Annotated in this window: 15 protein-coding genes; 7 read left to right on the top strand and 8 right to left on the bottom strand. The window is 69.9% G+C overall.

All coding sequences use genetic code 11. The features are described 5' to 3' along the window. Nucleotides 1-78: 78 nt before the first annotated feature. Nucleotides 79-1599, bottom strand: coding sequence for a S8 family serine peptidase (locus tag RCR19_RS28640; RefSeq protein WP_331267748.1), 1521 nt, complete (start codon nt 1597-1599; stop codon nt 79-81). Nucleotides 1600-1670: 71 nt separating this feature from the next. Next, the gene (locus RCR19_RS28645) at nt 1671-3197 is read right to left on the bottom strand and encodes a S8 family serine peptidase (protein WP_331267749.1); all 1527 of its coding nucleotides are present in this window, start codon (nt 3195-3197) and stop codon (nt 1671-1673) included. 302 nt (nt 3198-3499) lie between these two features. Between RCR19_RS28645 and RCR19_RS28650 the strand changes: the two genes are divergently transcribed. The 3 genes from RCR19_RS28650 to moaA all read left to right on the top strand — a co-directional run bounded on the left by RCR19_RS28650 (nt 3500) and on the right by moaA (nt 6607). After that, on the top strand, nt 3500-3856 hold the full coding sequence (locus tag RCR19_RS28650; RefSeq protein WP_331267750.1) for a DUF485 domain-containing protein: 357 nt from the start codon (nt 3500-3502) through the stop codon (nt 3854-3856). Next, nucleotides 3853-5472 (top strand): cation acetate symporter, encoded by a 1620-nt coding sequence (locus RCR19_RS28655; RefSeq protein WP_331267751.1) that lies wholly within the window; start codon nt 3853-3855, stop codon nt 5470-5472. Before RCR19_RS28650 ends, RCR19_RS28655 begins: the two co-directional genes overlap by 4 nt. 145 nt (nt 5473-5617) lie before the next feature. Then, nucleotides 5618-6607 (top strand): GTP 3',8-cyclase MoaA, encoded by a 990-nt coding sequence (gene moaA, locus RCR19_RS28660; RefSeq protein WP_331267752.1) that lies wholly within the window; start codon nt 5618-5620, stop codon nt 6605-6607. Between the two features lies 1 nt (nt 6608). Here the strand turns inward: moaA and RCR19_RS28665 are convergent, their stop codons facing one another. Both RCR19_RS28665 and RCR19_RS28670 read right to left on the bottom strand, forming a co-directional pair. Beyond that, nucleotides 6609-6845, bottom strand: a complete 237-nt coding sequence (locus tag RCR19_RS28665) for a hypothetical protein (protein ID WP_331267753.1) — start codon at nt 6843-6845, stop codon at nt 6609-6611. A 217-nt stretch (nt 6846-7062) separates the two neighbouring features. Continuing rightward, entirely contained in the window at nt 7063-7497 is a 435-nt protein-coding gene (locus RCR19_RS28670) for a DUF3099 domain-containing protein (RefSeq protein WP_331267754.1), read from the bottom strand. 241 nt (nt 7498-7738) lie between these two features. Here RCR19_RS28670 and RCR19_RS28675 point away from each other — a divergent pair, with 241 nt between their 5' ends. Further along, nucleotides 7739-8020, top strand: coding sequence for a GlsB/YeaQ/YmgE family stress response membrane protein (locus tag RCR19_RS28675; protein ID WP_059128682.1), 282 nt, complete (start codon nt 7739-7741; stop codon nt 8018-8020). Between the two features lie 66 nt (nt 8021-8086). Here the strand turns inward: RCR19_RS28675 and tyrS are convergent, their stop codons facing one another. The 3 genes from tyrS to RCR19_RS28690 are packed head-to-tail and all read right to left on the bottom strand — an operon-like array spanning nt 8087 to nt 12359. Continuing rightward, nucleotides 8087-9355: a tyrosine--tRNA ligase gene (gene tyrS / locus RCR19_RS28680; protein WP_331267755.1), complete on the bottom strand. Its 1269-nt coding sequence runs from the start codon at nt 9353-9355 to the stop codon at nt 8087-8089. A 56-nt stretch (nt 9356-9411) separates the two neighbouring features. Further along, nucleotides 9412-10806, bottom strand: a complete 1395-nt coding sequence (locus tag RCR19_RS28685) for a TldD/PmbA family protein (RefSeq protein WP_331267756.1) — start codon at nt 10804-10806, stop codon at nt 9412-9414. Then, nucleotides 10803-12359: a TldD/PmbA family protein gene (locus tag RCR19_RS28690; protein ID WP_331267757.1), complete on the bottom strand. Its 1557-nt coding sequence runs from the start codon at nt 12357-12359 to the stop codon at nt 10803-10805. Before RCR19_RS28690 ends, RCR19_RS28685 begins: the two co-directional genes overlap by 4 nt. A 269-nt stretch (nt 12360-12628) precedes the next feature. Between RCR19_RS28690 and fabG the strand changes: the two genes are divergently transcribed. The 3 genes from fabG (at nt 12629) to RCR19_RS28705 (ending at nt 14683) form a co-directional block, all read left to right on the top strand. Continuing rightward, nucleotides 12629-13333, top strand: a complete 705-nt coding sequence (gene fabG / locus RCR19_RS28695; protein ID WP_059128679.1) for a 3-oxoacyl-[acyl-carrier-protein] reductase — start codon at nt 12629-12631, stop codon at nt 13331-13333. Between the two features lie 5 nt (nt 13334-13338). After that, complete coding sequence (gene fabI / locus RCR19_RS28700; protein WP_331267758.1) at nt 13339-14106, top strand: enoyl-ACP reductase FabI; 768 nt, start codon at nt 13339-13341, stop codon at nt 14104-14106. 205 nt (nt 14107-14311) lie between these two features. Beyond that, nucleotides 14312-14683, top strand: a complete 372-nt coding sequence (locus RCR19_RS28705; RefSeq protein WP_331267759.1) for a hypothetical protein — start codon at nt 14312-14314, stop codon at nt 14681-14683. A 7-nt stretch (nt 14684-14690) separates the two neighbouring features. On the opposite strand, the gene RCR19_RS28710 is transcribed toward RCR19_RS28705, so the two are convergent. Next, complete coding sequence (locus RCR19_RS28710; protein ID WP_331267760.1) at nt 14691-15380, bottom strand: FadR/GntR family transcriptional regulator; 690 nt, start codon at nt 15378-15380, stop codon at nt 14691-14693. Nucleotides 15381-15450: the final 70 nt, after the last annotated feature.

The following is a 15450-nucleotide window of genomic DNA, read 5'->3' on the forward strand; positions in this document are numbered from 1 at the left end:
GCAGCGTGTACCGGATCAACATGGGGGAGGGGCCCGGCGAAGCCCGGCCCCTCCCTGTGCGGCCTCACACCGGAACGGCTACCGGGTCACGGCCTTCAGCGCGTTGACGGTGCCCCACCCGTAGAACCCGTTGCGGTTCTTCGACCCCTTGCACACGGCGTCGATCTTGCCGTCCGAGTCGATGTCGTACGGGTCCGTGCACGGCGTGGCGTCGGCCTCGGCGTACAGCAGCGCCTTGACGAGGGCGGCGGGTGCGTGCGGGTGTGTCGACTTGATGAGGGCTGCCACCCCCACGACGTGCGGGGTCGCCATCGACGTACCCGCCATGTAGCCCCACTTGCCACCCGGCAGCGGCCCGAGGATCAGACCGCTGGTGGCCGGCGGGGCGGGGGTCTGGTAGGCCGTGGAGTCGCCGCCGGGAGCGGCGACGTCGATGACGCCGAGGCCGTAGTTGGAGAACGAGGACTTGATGCCCTTCGCCCCGGTCGCGGAGACGGTGACCACGCCCGGCAGCTGGGTCGGGATGTCGAAGCACTTGTGCGGGTCGACCACCCGGTCGCTGGGCGTGCCGTCGTTCGGGGAGACCGGGTCGGTGATCGAGTCCGCGTCCAGGTCGTAGTTCTCGTTGCCCGCGGCGGCGACATTGACGGTGCCCTTGCGCTCCGCGTACTGCGAGGCGCGGGTGATGGCGTCGACGAGCGCCCTCTGGTCCGGGTCGCCGGTGCAGTTGAAGTACCAGGGGTCGGTGTAATAGCTGTTGTTGGTGACGTCGACGTGGTGCTCGGCGGCCCAGACGAAACCGCAGACCACGGCCTCGGTGTAGAAGTAGCCCGCCGTCGTGGCGACCTTGATGCCGGCGACCTTCACGCCGGGCGCGACACCGGTGATGCCGACGCCGTTCTTGGCGCCCGCGATCTCACCGGCGACATGTGTGCCGTGCGGGCTCTCCGCCGCGCTCGGCCGCCAGGCTCCGTCGGCCGTGTCGGGCTTGCCGGACACGCAGTTGACCGAGGCGCCGCGGTCGAAGTTGGGTGCTATGTCCGGGTGGGTGTCGTCCACCCCCGTGTCGATGACGGCCACGGTGACGTCGCGGCTGCCGAGCGTCTTCTCGTGCGCCTTGTCCGCCTTGATGGCGGGCAGGTCCCACTGCAACGGCTCCAGCGGGTCCTGTCCGCCGGCCGCCCGGGCGCCCGCCACCTCCTCGGAGGTGAGCACCTTGGGCGTTCCGACATCGGTGGTCGACTGCGCGGGAAGCGGCGCGTTGCGGGTGGCACCCGCCGACTGCACTCCGGGCACCCTGCGCAGGGTCCTGGCGAAGTCGGGGTTCGAGGAGTGGACGACGATCACGCCGATCTTGTCGTAGGCGACCACGATCGTGCCGCCCGCCTCGGCGACGGCCCGCTTCACATGTGACGAGACGCCGTGCCCGGGGCGGACGTTGACGACATAGCTGAGCGGGACGGTGTCGGCCGCCGTGGCTCTGGGGGCCGTCTCCGCGGCGGACGCGGTGACGTTCGGCAGGAAGGCGAGGGCGGTCGCCGTCGCCATCCCGAGGGGAAGGGCGACCAGCCGGCGGGAGCGCTTCAGAGGTGCGGTCATTATGTCTCCAATTCCGTTCGCGGTACGAGCGGTTCGATCCAGGCCGTGCGTCAACAGGCGGTACACCACGGCTACTTGACCGCTCGCAACGCGTTGACGATGCCGAAGCCGTAGAAGCCGTTCACGCGCTTGCCGCCCACACAGGTAGCGTCCGCGACCCCGTCGCCGTCACCGTCGTAGGGAGCCGTGGGGCAGCCGGGGTTGTCCGCCTGCGCCTTCAGCAGCGCCGTGAGGACGGCGGGGCCGGCCCAGGGGTGCGCGGACTTCAGCAGCGCCGCCACGCCGGCGACGTGCGGGGACGCCATGGACGTGCCCTGCAGGAAGCCGTACTGGCCGTTCGGCATCGTGGACAGGATGCGGCCGTTCTTCGAGGGCGTGTCCGGGATCCGGAACTTGTCGCCGCCCGGCGCCACGACATCGATCACGCCGTCGCCGTAGCTGGAGTAGTACGACTTGGCCTTGGTGACGCCCGTCGCGCCGACCGTCACGACGCCCGGCAACTGCGTCGGTACGTCGAAGCACTCGTGCGGGTCGACGGTGCGGGTGACCGCGGTCGAGTCGTCGGGACTGGAGGCGTCGACGAGGGCGTGGGAGTCGAGGTCGTCGTTGGAGTTGCCCGCCGAGGCGACGTTGAGGGTCCCCTTGCGCTGGGCGTACCGCTGGGCCCGGTCGACCGCGTCGACGATGGCCCGCTGATCGGGGTCGTCCATGCAGTTGTACAGCCACGGGTCCACGTAGTAGCTGTTGTTCGTGACCTCCACGCCGTGGTCGGCGGCGAACACGAACGCACAGACGACGCTCTCGGGGTAGAAGAGCTCGCTGACCGGGTCGGCGACCTTGATGGCGGAGACCTTGACGCCCGGGGCGACGCCGGCGACGCCGATCCCGTTGCGGGCCGCGGCGATCTCTCCGGCGACATGGGTGCCGTGGTAGTGGTCCGGGTTCGCGGGGCGCCAGGCGCCGTACGAGGTGTCCGCCTTGCCGCCGACGCAGTTCGCGGACTGCGCCGCGGAGAAGTTCGGGGCGAGGTCGGGGTGGGTGTCGTCGACGCCCGTGTCGATGACGGCGACCGTGACGCTCCGGCTGCCCGGGTCGATCTTCGCGGCCCTGTCGGCGCCGATCGCCCGCAGGTCCCACTGGTCGGCCTCGAGGGGCTCGCTCTCGCCCGCGGCGGCGGAGGCGCTCCGGGCCTTCGCCGCCTGGGTCTTCGTCAGATACTGCGCGGCGCCCTCGTCCGTCGTTCCCGCCGGGGTCAGCGGCGCGGTCCGGGTCGCACCCGCGGACTGCACCCCGCGGACCGCGCGCAGGGTCTGTGCGAACCCGGGGTTCGAGGAGTGGACGACGATCACGCCGATCCTGTCGTACGTCACCACGACCGTGCCGCCGGCCGCGGTGATGGCCCGCTGCACCGCGGAGATCGTGTGACGGTCCGTCCTGGTGTTGACGACGTAGGCGAGTTCGGGGCCGGCGGCGGCCCGCACGGTGGTGGTGCGCGGGGCGGCCGACGCGGCACCCGGCAGGAAGCCCAGTGAGGCGGTGAGCGACAGTACGACCGGTACGGCGAGTGCGAGCCGGCGTCTGGAACGCAGATGAGCCATGGGATCTCCACATCATCCGGAACGTGAACATGCCAGGACACGGGTGGTGTCCGGCAGGTACATGACGGGTGGTGCAGTGGCGAAGCTATCCGCCGTCGCGGCTCGTCAGCAATGACTTCCGGGAACGAGGTACGAAAGAAGTAAAAAGAAGTTGAACCGGCCCACCCCCGGCGCCGTGAGCCTGTGCAGGGAGCTCCGGGACGATCGGCGCTCCCTGCCGGATCACGAGACGGAGCGCTACGGTCGCACTCGGCTATGTGATCCACATCACTGTGATCGCACCCGTAACGCGAGGAGACTCCGTGGCCACAGACGCACCTCCCCCCTCGAGGGCCGGACACGAACTGCCGTCCACCGAGGAGTTCAGGGCGGTCCAGGAAGGCGCCGAGTTCGGCGAACTGCGCCGCTCCCACCGCTCGTTCGCCTTCCCGCTGACCGTGGCGTTCATCGCCTGGTACCTGGTCTACGTCCTGCTGTCCAACTACGCGGGCGGATTCATGGGCACCAAGCTCGTCGGCAACATCAACGTCGCCCTGGTGCTCGGCCTCGCCCAGTTCCTCACCACGTTCCTGATCGCGTGGTGGTACTCGCGGCACGCCGCCGCCAAGCTCGACCCCAAGGCCGCGGCCATCAAGTCCCGGATGGAGCACGACGCATGAGCCCCACACTCGTCATGGCCGCCGGTGAGGCGAGCGAGCACCGGCCGCTGATCATCACCCTGTTCGCGGTGTTCGTCGCCGCGACCCTCGTCATCACCGTGTGGGCGGGCCGCCAGACCAAGAACGCCGTCGACTTCTACGCGGGCGGCCGCCAGTTCACCGCCTTCCAGAACGGCCTGGCCGTCTCCGGCGACTACATGTCCGCAGCGTCCTTCCTCGGCATCGCGGGCGCGATCGCCCTCGCCGGCTACGACGGCTTCCTGTATTCCATCGGGTTCCTGGTCGCCTGGCTGGTGGCCCTGCTCCTGGTAGCCGAGCCGCTGCGCAACTCCGGCCGCTACACCATGGGCGACGTACTGGCCTACCGCATGCGGCAGCGTCCGGTCCGCACCGCGGCCGGCACCTCCACGATCGTCGTGTCGATCTTCTACCTGCTGGCCCAGATGGCGGGTGCGGGCGTCCTGGTCTCGCTGCTGCTCGGCATCACCAGCGACGGCGGCAAGATCGGCATCGTCGCGCTCGTCGGCGTCCTGATGATCGTGTACGTCACCATCGGCGGCATGAAGGGCACCACCTGGGTGCAGATGGTCAAGGCGGTCCTGCTGATCGCGGGCGCGCTGCTGCTGACCTTCCTGGTGCTGCTGAAGTTCAACTTCAACCTCTCGGACCTGCTAGGCAAGGCCGCCAGCAACAGCGGCAAGGGCGCGGCCTTCCTGGAGCCCGGTCTCAAGTACGGTGCCACCGGCACGACCAAGCTCGACTTCATCTCCCTGGGCATCGCCCTGGTCCTCGGCACCGCCGGCCTGCCGCACATCCTGATCCGCTTCTACACGGTGCCCACCGCCAAGGCCGCCCGAAAGTCGGTGAACTGGGCGATCGGCCTCATCGGCGCCTTCTACCTGATGACGCTCGCCCTCGGCTTCGGAGCCGCTGCCCTGATCAAACCGGACGAGATCATCGCCTCCAACAAGGCGGGCAACACGGCCGCGCCCCTGCTCGCCCTGCATCTGGGCGGCGTCGACTCCAGTTGGGGCGCGATCCTGCTGGCCAGCATCTCCGCGGTCGCCTTCGCCACGATCCTCGCGGTCGTCGCGGGACTGACCCTGGCCTCGTCCTCGTCGTTCGCGCACGACATCTACGCCAACGTCATCAAGAAGGGGAAGGCCGACGAGAAGCAGGAGTTGAACGCGGCGCGCTGGGCGACGGTCGGCATCGGCGCCGTGTCCATCGTCCTCGGTGCCCTCGCCCGCGATCTGAACGTGGCGGGACTGGTCGCCCTGGCCTTCGCGGTCGCCGCCTCCGCCAACCTCCCGACCATCCTCTACAGCCTGTTCTGGAAGCGCTTCACCACCAGCGGCGCCCTGTGGTCGATCTACGGCGGTCTGGTCACCGCCGTCGGCCTGGTGCTGTTCTCGCCGGTGGTGTCCGGCAAGGAGACGTCGATGTTCCCGGACGTCGACTTCCACTGGTTCCCGCTGGAGAACCCGGGCATCATCTCGATCCCGGTCGGCTTCCTGCTGGGCATCCTCGGCACGTATCTGTCGAAGGAGGAGCCGGACGCGGGCAAGTACGCGGAGTTGGAGGTCCGCTCCCTGACCGGCACCGGAGCGCACTGACCGCACCGTGACGCGGCCGCGTCGTAGGGATCTACGACGCGGCCGCGTCATGTCCGGTGAATCCGGTCGCTGCTGATGTCGGTGGGGTCACGTAGGCTCGCATGTGACGAGAAGTGTGTGATCCGCGACGAGGGAGGGGGCTCACGTGCTCATCGACACCTACGGCCGGGTTGCCACCGATCTGCGGGTCTCGCTGACCGACCGGTGCAATCTGAGGTGCACGTACTGCATGCCCGAGGAGGGCCTGCAGTGGCTGGCCAAGCCTGACCTGCTCAGTGACGACGAGATCGTGCGCCTGATCGACATCGCGGTCACCTCCCTCGGTATCGAGGAGGTCCGCTTCACGGGTGGCGAGCCGCTGCTGCGCCCCGGGCTGGTCGGCATCGTGGAGAGGATCGCCGGGCTGGCCTCCCGCCCCCGGATGTCCCTCACGACGAACGGCATCGGCCTCAAGCGCACGGCCGCGGCACTGAAGGCGGCGGGCCTGGACCGGGTGAACGTCTCACTGGACACCCTGCGCCCCGATGTCTTCAAGGCCCTCACACGCCGGGACCGGCACAACGACGTCATCGAGGGGCTGCGCGCCGCCCATGACGCGGGCCTGACCCCGGTCAAGGTCAACACCGTCCTGATGCCCGGGCTGAACGACGACGAGGCCCCGGACCTGCTGGCCTGGGCGGTCGAACACGGCTATGAACTGCGCTTCATCGAGCAGATGCCGCTGGACGCCCAGCACGGCTGGAAGCGCGAGGGCATGGTCACCGCGGCCGACATCCTGGCCTCGCTCCGCACCCGCTTCGAACTGACCCCCGAGGGCACCCGGGAGCGCGGTTCCGCCCCGGCCGAGCGCTGGATCGTGGACGGCGGCCCGCACCGTGTCGGTGTGATCGCCTCGGTCACGCGCCCGTTCTGCGCGGCCTGCGACCGTACCCGGCTGACGGCCGACGGCCAGATACGCACATGCCTGTTCGCCACCGAGGAGACCGACCTGCGGGCGGCCCTGCGCTCCGGCGCCCCCGACGAGGAGATCGCCCGTGTCTGGCGGCTCGCGATGTGGGGCAAGAAGGCCGGTTCCGGGCTGGACGACCCGTCGTTCCTGCAGCCCGAGCGGCCGATGTCGGCGATCGGCGGCTGATTCAGCCCGTGTGCGAGTCGGTGTTGTGGGATTCCCAGTCATCGAGTCGCACAACGTCCTTGAGGAAACCCCGTACGCCGAGGAATTGCGACAGGTGCTCGCGGTGCTCGTCGCACGCGAGCCATGTCTTGCGGCGCTCGGGCGTGTGCAGCTTCGGGTTGTTCCAGGCGAGCACCCATACGGCGTCCGCACGGCAGCCCTTGGCGGAACACATGGGCGAATCGGGGTCAGGTCCCATCACACCCATGACCCTAGCGCGCCGGGAAAAGGCGACGCCGAGCAGCCACGGGGGGAGCTGCCCGGCGTCGGTCCGTCGCTCCGACGGGGGATGCGGAGCGCATAGGGAGTATGTCACGGGTGACCCGCCGCCCGGCACTGGAACTACATGATTGATCTGAGCTTTTCCTGAGCTTGGCAGGGGGTGCGATTCCGCCCGGGAAAGGCCCTCCGACGGCTCAGGCCCGCTCGTGCGGCTCGCTTCGGACACCCGTCGTGAAGTCGCCCTCGACGTCCTCCTGGAGAGGGTCCGCGGCGTCGTGCCCACGACCGGAATCCTCCGGTTGCGCGGCTTCCTCGTTCTGCTGCGAGGGGGCGATCATCGGACGCATGGGCGCGCTGACGAAGGTCGAAGGGAGCGACGGCGCGTTCTCCCGTCCGGCGTTGGCGATGACGACGGCGACATAGGGGAGGACGGCCCCCAGGATCAGCGCGACGACGGCGACCGGCCTGGAGACGTTCCACAGCGTGGCCGCGAGGATCACCGACACCGTGCGCACGCTCATCGAGATGATGTAGCGGCGCTGCCGGGCGCGCACGTCGTCCGCGAGACCCTGCCGGGCACCGGTGATCCGGAATACCTGGGCGTGACCGCCGTTGTTCAGCTTCCGCATGTTCCACCACCCGCCTGCCCCGGGCTCTCCCCGGCCCGAACCTGGTCCGCCCCGGGCCAGCGGCCGGGTCCGGACACCGACAACGTTACGCCGCGGCTGCGTCGCCTTCGAGACCGGGGCGCCTGCTGTCCTGCTGACGGCACCGCGCAGTCCCGCGGACGGGGGTATCCGACATGCGTCGTACGGCGCACGGTCCGACACTGGGCGTAATGCTCACGTCGAGCCGTACGAGGAGGCAGCCATGGGCTGGTTGTGGGCGATCATCGTCGGATTCGTGCTGGGCCTGCTGGCCAAGCTCATCCTGCCGGGCAAACAGCACAGCCCGCTGTGGCTGACCACCCTCATGGGCCTGATCGGCGGCATCATCGGCAACGCGATCGCCCGGTCCATCGGCATCGCGGAGACCCGCGGTATCGACTGGGGCCGCCACGGCCTCCAGCTCGCCGCGGCGATCGTCCTCGTGTTCCTGGGCGAGATGGCGTACACCACGATGAAGGGCAGCCGGCACAGGGAGCGGGCATGACGGCCACGGGGGGTGGGGGCGCTCCCGACGGGACCGCCCCCACCCCCCGTGGCGTACGGGCGCGGATCAGGCGCTCGTGACCTCCACGGCGGCGAGGTTCTTCTTGCCGCGCCGCAGCACCAGCCAGCGGCCGTGCAGCAGGTCCTCCCCGGCGGGGACTGCGTCCTCGGCGGCCACCTTGACGTTGTTCACGTAGGCGCCGCCCTCCTTCACCGTGCGCCGCGCGGCCGACTTGCTGGCCACCAGCCCCACCTCGGCGAACAGGTCCACGACCGGCCCGAGCTCTGCGACCCGGACGTGCGGCAGCTCGGACAGGGCCGCGGCCAGCGTGCTCTCGTCGAGCTCGGCCAGCTCGCCCTGCCCGAAGAGGGCCCTGGACGCCGCGATGACGGCGTCCGTCTGATCGGCACCGTGCACCAGCGTGGTCAGCTCCTCGGCCAGCGCACGCTGCGCGGCACGGGCCTGGGGCCGCTCCAGGGTCTGCTGCTCCAGTTCCTCGATCTCGGCGTGGGACCTGAAGCTGAAGATGCGCAGGAACTTCGAGATGTCCCGGTCGTCGGCGTTCAGCCAGAACTGGTAGAAGGCGTACGGCGTGGTCAGCTCCGGGTCGAGCCAGACCGTGCCGGACTCCGTCTTGCCGAACTTGGTGCCGTCCGCCTTGGTGATCAGCGGGGTGGCCAGGGCGTGCACCGCGACGTGCGGCTCGACCTTGTGGATCAGGTCGGCACCCGCGGTGAGGTTGCCCCACTGGTCGCTGCCGCCGGTCTGCAGCGTGCAGCCGTACCGGCGGTACAGCTCCAGGAAGTCCATGCCCTGCAGGATCTGGTAGCTGAACTCCGTGTAGCTGATGCCCGCGTCCGAGTGCAGCCGCCGGGCGACGGCCTCCTTCGTGATCATCTTGTTGACCCGGAAGTGCTTGCCGATGTCCCGCAGGAAGTCGATGGCCGACAGACTCTGCGTCCAGTCGAGGTTGTTCACCATGGTCGCGGCGTTCGGCCCCTCGAAGTCGAGGAACCTCTCGATCTGGCCGCGCAGCCGCGCCACCCAGCCGGCCACCACCTCGGGGTCGTTCAGCGTGCGCTCCGCGGTCGGCTTGGGGTCGCCGATCAGGCCCGTCGCACCCCCGACCAGGCCCAGCGGGCGGTTGCCCGCCTGCTGGATGCGGCGCATCGTCAGGATCTGCACGAGGTTGCCGAGGTGCAGGCTGGGCGCGGTCGGGTCGAAGCCGCAATAGAACGTGACGGGACCGTCCGCGAACGCCTTGCGCAATGCGTCCTCGTCCGTGGAGAGGGCGATCAGCCCGCGCCACTTCAGTTCGTCGACGATGTCCGTCACGGTTCTCGTGTCTCCTTGGATGATCCTCGGCGGTCGGGTGACAGCCGAATACGAGGTTATACGCCCTGACTGACTGAACTCATGTTGAAATCGGGCACCCGCACCGGGGGCATCGCGGCGCGGGTGAACCAGTCGCTCCATTCGCGCGGCAGGGTCTTCTCCGTGCGCCCCGCCTCCGTCGCCCGGCCCAGCAGGTCGACCGGGGACTCGTTGAAGCGGAAGTTGTTGACCTCGCCCGCGACCTCGCCGTTCTCCACGAGGTAGACGCCGTCCCGGGTCAGGCCGGTGAGCAGCAGCGTCGCCGGGTCCACCTCGCGGATGTACCACAGGCAGGTCAGCAGCAGCCCGCGCTCGGTGTTCGCGACCATCTCCTCCAGGGACCGGTCGGAGCCCCCGTCGAGGATCAGGTTCCCGATCGACGGTGTGACCGGAAGGCCGGTCAGGCCCGCGCTGTGCCGCGTGGCCGTCAGGTGCTTCAGCTCGCCGCCGCGGATCCACTCGGTGGCCTCGAGCGGCAGTCCGTTGTCGAACACCGATGCGTCGTCGCCGGAGGCGTGCGCGACGACGAAGGGCGCCGTCTCCAGGCCGGGCTCATGGGGATCGCTGCGCAGCGTCAGCGGCAGCTCGGAGAGCCGCTCGCCGACGCGTGTGCCGCCACCGGTCCTGCTGAACACCGTGCGGCCCTCGGCCGCATCCCGGGCCGCCGCCGACCACATCTGGTAGATCAGCAGGTCCGCGACCGCGGTCGGCGGCAGCAGCGTCTCGTACCGGCCCGCGGGCAGCTCGATCCTGCGCTCCGCCCACCCCAGCCGCCGGGCCAGCTCCGCGTCCATCGCCTCCGGGTCGACGTCCTTGAAGTCGCGGGTCGAGCGGCCGGCCCAGGCCGAGCGCGTACGGTCCGGGGACTTGGCGTTGAGCTCCAGGGTGCCGTTGGGCTGGTCGTGGCGCAGGCGCAGTCCGGCCGACGTGGCGAGGTAGGTGGAGACGAGCTCGTGGTTGGCGAAGCCGTACAGCTCACGGCCGCCGGCACGCGCGCGTGCGAACGACTCGCCCAGCGCCGGGGCGAAGTCGGTGAAGACGGCGGACGAGGTCTCGGCGGGCGCGTCAGTGAAGTCCGGGGACTCGGGCACTCCCGTCACCAGCGGATTCGCGTCCTCCGCCGGTTCGGCGCCGTGTGCGGCGGCCTCGGCGGCCCGTACCAGGGACTCCAGCTCGCCCGCGGTGACGGCGGAACGGGAGACGACACCGGACGCGGTGCCCTCCTTGCCGTCGACGGTCGCGATGACGGTGAGGGTGCGTCCGCGGGTCACCCCGTTCGTGGTGAGCGCGTTGCCCGCCCAGCGCAGATTGGCGGTGGAGTGCTCGTCGGCGATGACGACGCACCCGTCCGCGCGGGACAGTTCGAGGGCGCGCTCGACGATCTCGTGCGGCTTGTCGGTACGGGCGGTCATCGTCCGGCCTCCTGCGTGGTGTTCAGAATGTTGACGCCCTTGAAGAGGGCCGACGGGCAGCCGTGCGAGACGGCCGCTACCTGGCCGGGCTGGGCCTTGCCGCAGTTGAAGGCACCGCCGAGGACATAGGTCTGCGGACCGCCGACGGCCGTCATGGAACCCCAGAAGTCGGTGGTCGTCGCCTGGTAGGCGACGTCCCGCAGCTGACCGGTGATGCGCCCGTTCTCGATCTTGAAGAACCGCTGACCGGTGAACTGGAAGTTGTAGCGCTGCATGTCGATGGACCAGGAGCGGTCCCCGACGACGTAGATGCCGCGGTCCACGCCACCGATCAGATCCTCGGTGGACAGCCCGCCCGGATCCGGCTGGAGCGAGACGTTGGCCATGCGCTGCACCGGCACGTGCCCGGGCGAGTCGGCGTACGCGCAGCCGTTGGACCGCTCGAACCCGGTCAGCCTGGCGATGCGGCGGTCCAGCTGGTAGCCCACCAGCGTCCCGTCCCTGACCAGGTCCCAGGACTGTCCCTCCACGCCCTCGTCGTCGTATCCGATCGTCGCGAGGCCGTGCTCGGCGGTGCGGTCACCGGTGACGTTCATCAGCTCGGAGCCGTACTTGAGCTTGCCCAGCTTGTCGAACGTGGCGAAGGAGGTGCCCGCGTAGGCGGCCTCGTAGCCGAGCGCCCGGTCCAGCTCGGTGGCGTGCCCGATGGACTCGTGAATGGTCAGCCACAGGTTGGACGGGTCGACCACCAGGTCGTACACACCCGCCTCGACGCTCGGCGCACGCATCTTCTCGGCGAGCAGTTCGGGGATCCGCTCCAGTTCCGAGTCCCAGTCCCAGCCGGTGCCCGTCAGGTACTCCCAGCCGCGGCCCACCGGCGGCGCGAGGGTGCGCATGGAGTCGAACTCGCCGGTCGACTCGTCGACCGAGACCGCGGTGAGCTGCGGATGCAGCCGTACGCGCTGCTGGGTGGTCACGGTTCCGGCGGTATCGGCATAGAACTTGTTCTCATGGACGGTGAGCAGCGAGGCGTCGACGTGGTTGACGCCGTCGGCCGCCAGCAGGCGTGCGCTGAAGTCCGCCAGCAGCCCGGTCTTCTCCTCGTCGGGCACGGTGAAGGGGTCGACGTCGTACGACGAGACCCATGTCTTCTCGGCGTGCACGGGCTCCGCTGCCAGTTCCACCCTCCCCCACTGCCCGGAAGGCGTGTTCGGTGCCCCCATGTCGGACCCGGCCGCCCTGATCACCCGGGCCGACAGCTTCGCCATCGCCACCGCCTGGGAGGCGACCTTGGCCGCGGCGTCCGGCGTCAGATCCACACCCGAGGCGAAGCCCCAGGTCCCGCCGTGCACGACCCGTACCGCGTAGCCCAGGTCGGTGGTGTCCGACGACCCGGAGGGCCTGCCGTCCCGCAACCGCCAGGCGGCGCTGCGCACCCGCTCGAACCGGAAGTCCGCGTGCTCGGCCCCGAGCGAGCGCGCACGTGCCAGCGCGGCGTCGGCCAGGGCCCGCAGCGGCAGTGCCGTGAAGGCTTCGTCGATGGAATGAGGCACCGAGGTCTCCCTGCTGTCGTGGCCTGTCGGTCCGATCATGTCGCGCCGGCGGGCGCCCGGACCACACTTTTCCGCAGCGCGGCCGGACCTTTGCGGCCGGCGACGGGTCCCGGGCGGACCGGCGGCCCCCGCTTCTGTAGGGATCCGACAGCGACTCCCGTATGTCACTGTCGGTGCCCGCTTCTCCGCACGGCGGCCCGGCCAGATAGGTTTTCGACGAAGGCGCATGTCTTTCAGGGGTTACAGACCGCTATCGAAAGGGTGATCCGTTGAGCCGCTCGGTTCTCGTCACTGGAGGCAACCGGGGCATCGGCCTCGCCATCGCCCGCGCGTTCGCCGACGCCGGCGACAAGGTCGCGATCACATACCGCTCGGGGGAGCCGCCGGCCGGCTTCCTGGCGGTCAAGTGCGACATCACCGACACCGAGCAGGTGGAGCAGGCCTACAAGGAGATCGAGGCCGAGCACGGCCCGGTCGAGGTCCTGGTCGCCAACGCCGGTGTCACCAAGGACCAGCTTCTGATGCGCATGTCGGAGGAGGACTTCACCTCGGTCCTCGACACCAACCTCACCGGCACCTTCCGTGTCGTCAAGCGCGCCAACCGCGCCATGCTCCGGGCCAAGAAGGGCCGCGTGGTGCTCGTCTCGTCGGTCGTGGGGCTGCTGGGCTCCGCCGGGCAGGCGAACTACGCCGCCTCCAAGGCCGGCCTGGTCGGATTCGCCCGTTCCCTCGCCCGTGAACTGGGCTCGCGCAACATCACCTTCAACGTCGTCGCTCCCGGCTTCGTCGACACGGACATGACCAAGGTGCTCACCGACGAGCAGCGCCAGAACATCGTTTCGCAGGTGCCGCTCGGCCGGTACGCGAAGCCGGAGGAGATCGCCGCGACGGTGCGGTTCCTCGCCTCCGACGACGCCTCGTACATCACTGGAGCCGTCATCCCCGTTGACGGCGGACTGGGAATGGGTCACTGATCACCATGAGCGGAATTCTCGAGGGCAAGCGCGTCCTGATCACCGGTGTGCTGATGGAGTCCTCCATCGCCTTCCACGCCGCGAAGCTGGCCCAGGAGCAGGGCGCCGAGATCATCCTGACCGCGTTCCCGCGGCCCACGCTGACCGAGCGCATCGCCAAGAAGCTCCCGAAGCCCACCAAGGTCATCGAGCTCGACGTGACCAACGACGAGCACCTCGGCCGCCTGGCCGACATCGTCGGCGAGGAGCTGGGCGGTCTCGACGGCGTCGTGCACTCCATCGGCTTCGCCCCGCAGGACGCCCTCGGCGGCAACTTCCTGAACACGCCGTTCGAGTCCGTGGCCACCGCCATGCACGTCTCGGCGTACTCCCTGAAGTCGCTGACCATGGCCTGCCTGCCGCTGATGCAGAACGGCGGCTCGGTCGTCGGCCTCACCTTCGACGCGCAGTACGCGTGGCCGCAGTACGACTGGATGGGCCCGGCCAAGGCCGCCCTGGAGGCCACCAGCCGCTACATGGCGCGCGACCTCGGCAAGCAGAACATCCGCTGCAACCTCGTCTCCGCCGGCCCCATCGGCTCCATGGCCGCCAAGTCCATCCCGGGCTTCTCCGAGCTGGCGTCGGTCTGGGACAACCGCTCCCCGCTGGAGTGGGACCTGAAGGACCCGGAGCCGGCCGGCCGGGGCATCGTCGCCCTGCTCAGCGACTGGTTCCCGAAGACCACCGGGGAGATCATCCACGTGGACGGCGGTCTGCACGCCATCGGCGCCTGAGCCTTTCCGAGGCCGGACGGCCGAGCGCGCGAGCGCTCTCGTACCGCGACGGGCCTCCCGGCGTACCGTGCCGACGCCCCGCTCCCCGCAAGCGCGGGGGCGGGGCGTCGCCCGTTCGGAGCAACTGACACGGGCCCCCTGGCCGTGCAGCACGCACGCTGGGAGTACGCACCGCCCGCAGGCGAACGGCCCAGGAGGTCCCCTTGTGCGTCTGTCCCGCCGCTCCGCTCCGGCCTTCCTCGCCCTCGCGCTGCTGACGGTTCTGCCGTACGACTCCCTGCCGCCGGCCGGTGTGGCGCAGGCCGGTCCGCACACGGATGCGACCACCGGGAAGAGCGCCGACCCGCAGCCGTTCGGTGCCGAGTGCCGTGTCGGCGTCATCGGCTCCGACGTCGTGGCCTACTGCCACAACCCCTTTCCCGGCACCGACCACGTCAGTCTGCACATCGAGTGCGACCGCTGGTGGGACATCGACACCGACACCGCCCCGGTGGAGGCCGGGCCCGCGATGACGGTACGGCTGAGCGGACGCTGCTGGCAGAACGTGCGCTCGGCGTGGGTCGGGCACGCCCGGTGAGCGGCGGTCAGCGGGCGGTGGGCCTCGGTCGCCCCGGACGGCACACGAACGGATAGCTCGCGGCCTCCGACGCAGCCGTGGCACCGTCGCCCGTCCGGACGGCGTCCACCAGCCGTGTGTGATCCATGTAGGTCTCCGGCGTCAGCTCCTCGCCGACGTCGTCGCGCAGCCAGTCCCGCAGCACCTCGACGAGATCCGCGTACATCGCCGTCATCACGTCGTTGTGGGACGCGGCCACCACGGCCATGTGGAAGGTGGCGTCCGCGGTCACGAACGCCTCCGTGTCCCCGGACTCCCAGGCCTCCTGGCGGCGTACGAGGAGTGCGTCGAGTTGCTTGAGGTCGCGTTCGGTCCGCCGCTCGGCGGCCAGTTTGGCGGCTCCCGACTCCAGGGTGGAGCGGAGTTCGGCGATGTGGCCCCGGTCGGCGTCGGCGAACCGCCGGTGCATCACGCCGGCGAGTTCGCTGGTGGCCACCACATAGGTGCCCGACCCCTGGCGGATGTCCAGCAGACCGTTGTGCGCCAGTGCGCGGACCGCCTCGCGCACCGTGTTGCGGGCCACCCCGAGCTGCTCGACCAGTTCGGGCTCGGTGGGGATGCGGGAGCCCACCGGCCATTCCCCCGAGGTGATCTGGTTCCGCAGCGCGGCGATGACCTGCTCGGCCAGCGCGGATCGGCGGGGGTGGCTCAGCGGCATGACGGTCCTTCGTGGGGGCCTGGTGGCGAGGCCGGAGGATCCGGAGCGTAACGCAGCGGGAGTGGACAGC

It is taken from the genome of Streptomyces sp. WAC07094, from assembly GCF_036320405.1.
GTDB classification, from domain to species: Bacteria; Actinomycetota; Actinomycetes; order Streptomycetales; family Streptomycetaceae; genus Streptomyces; species Streptomyces lannensis.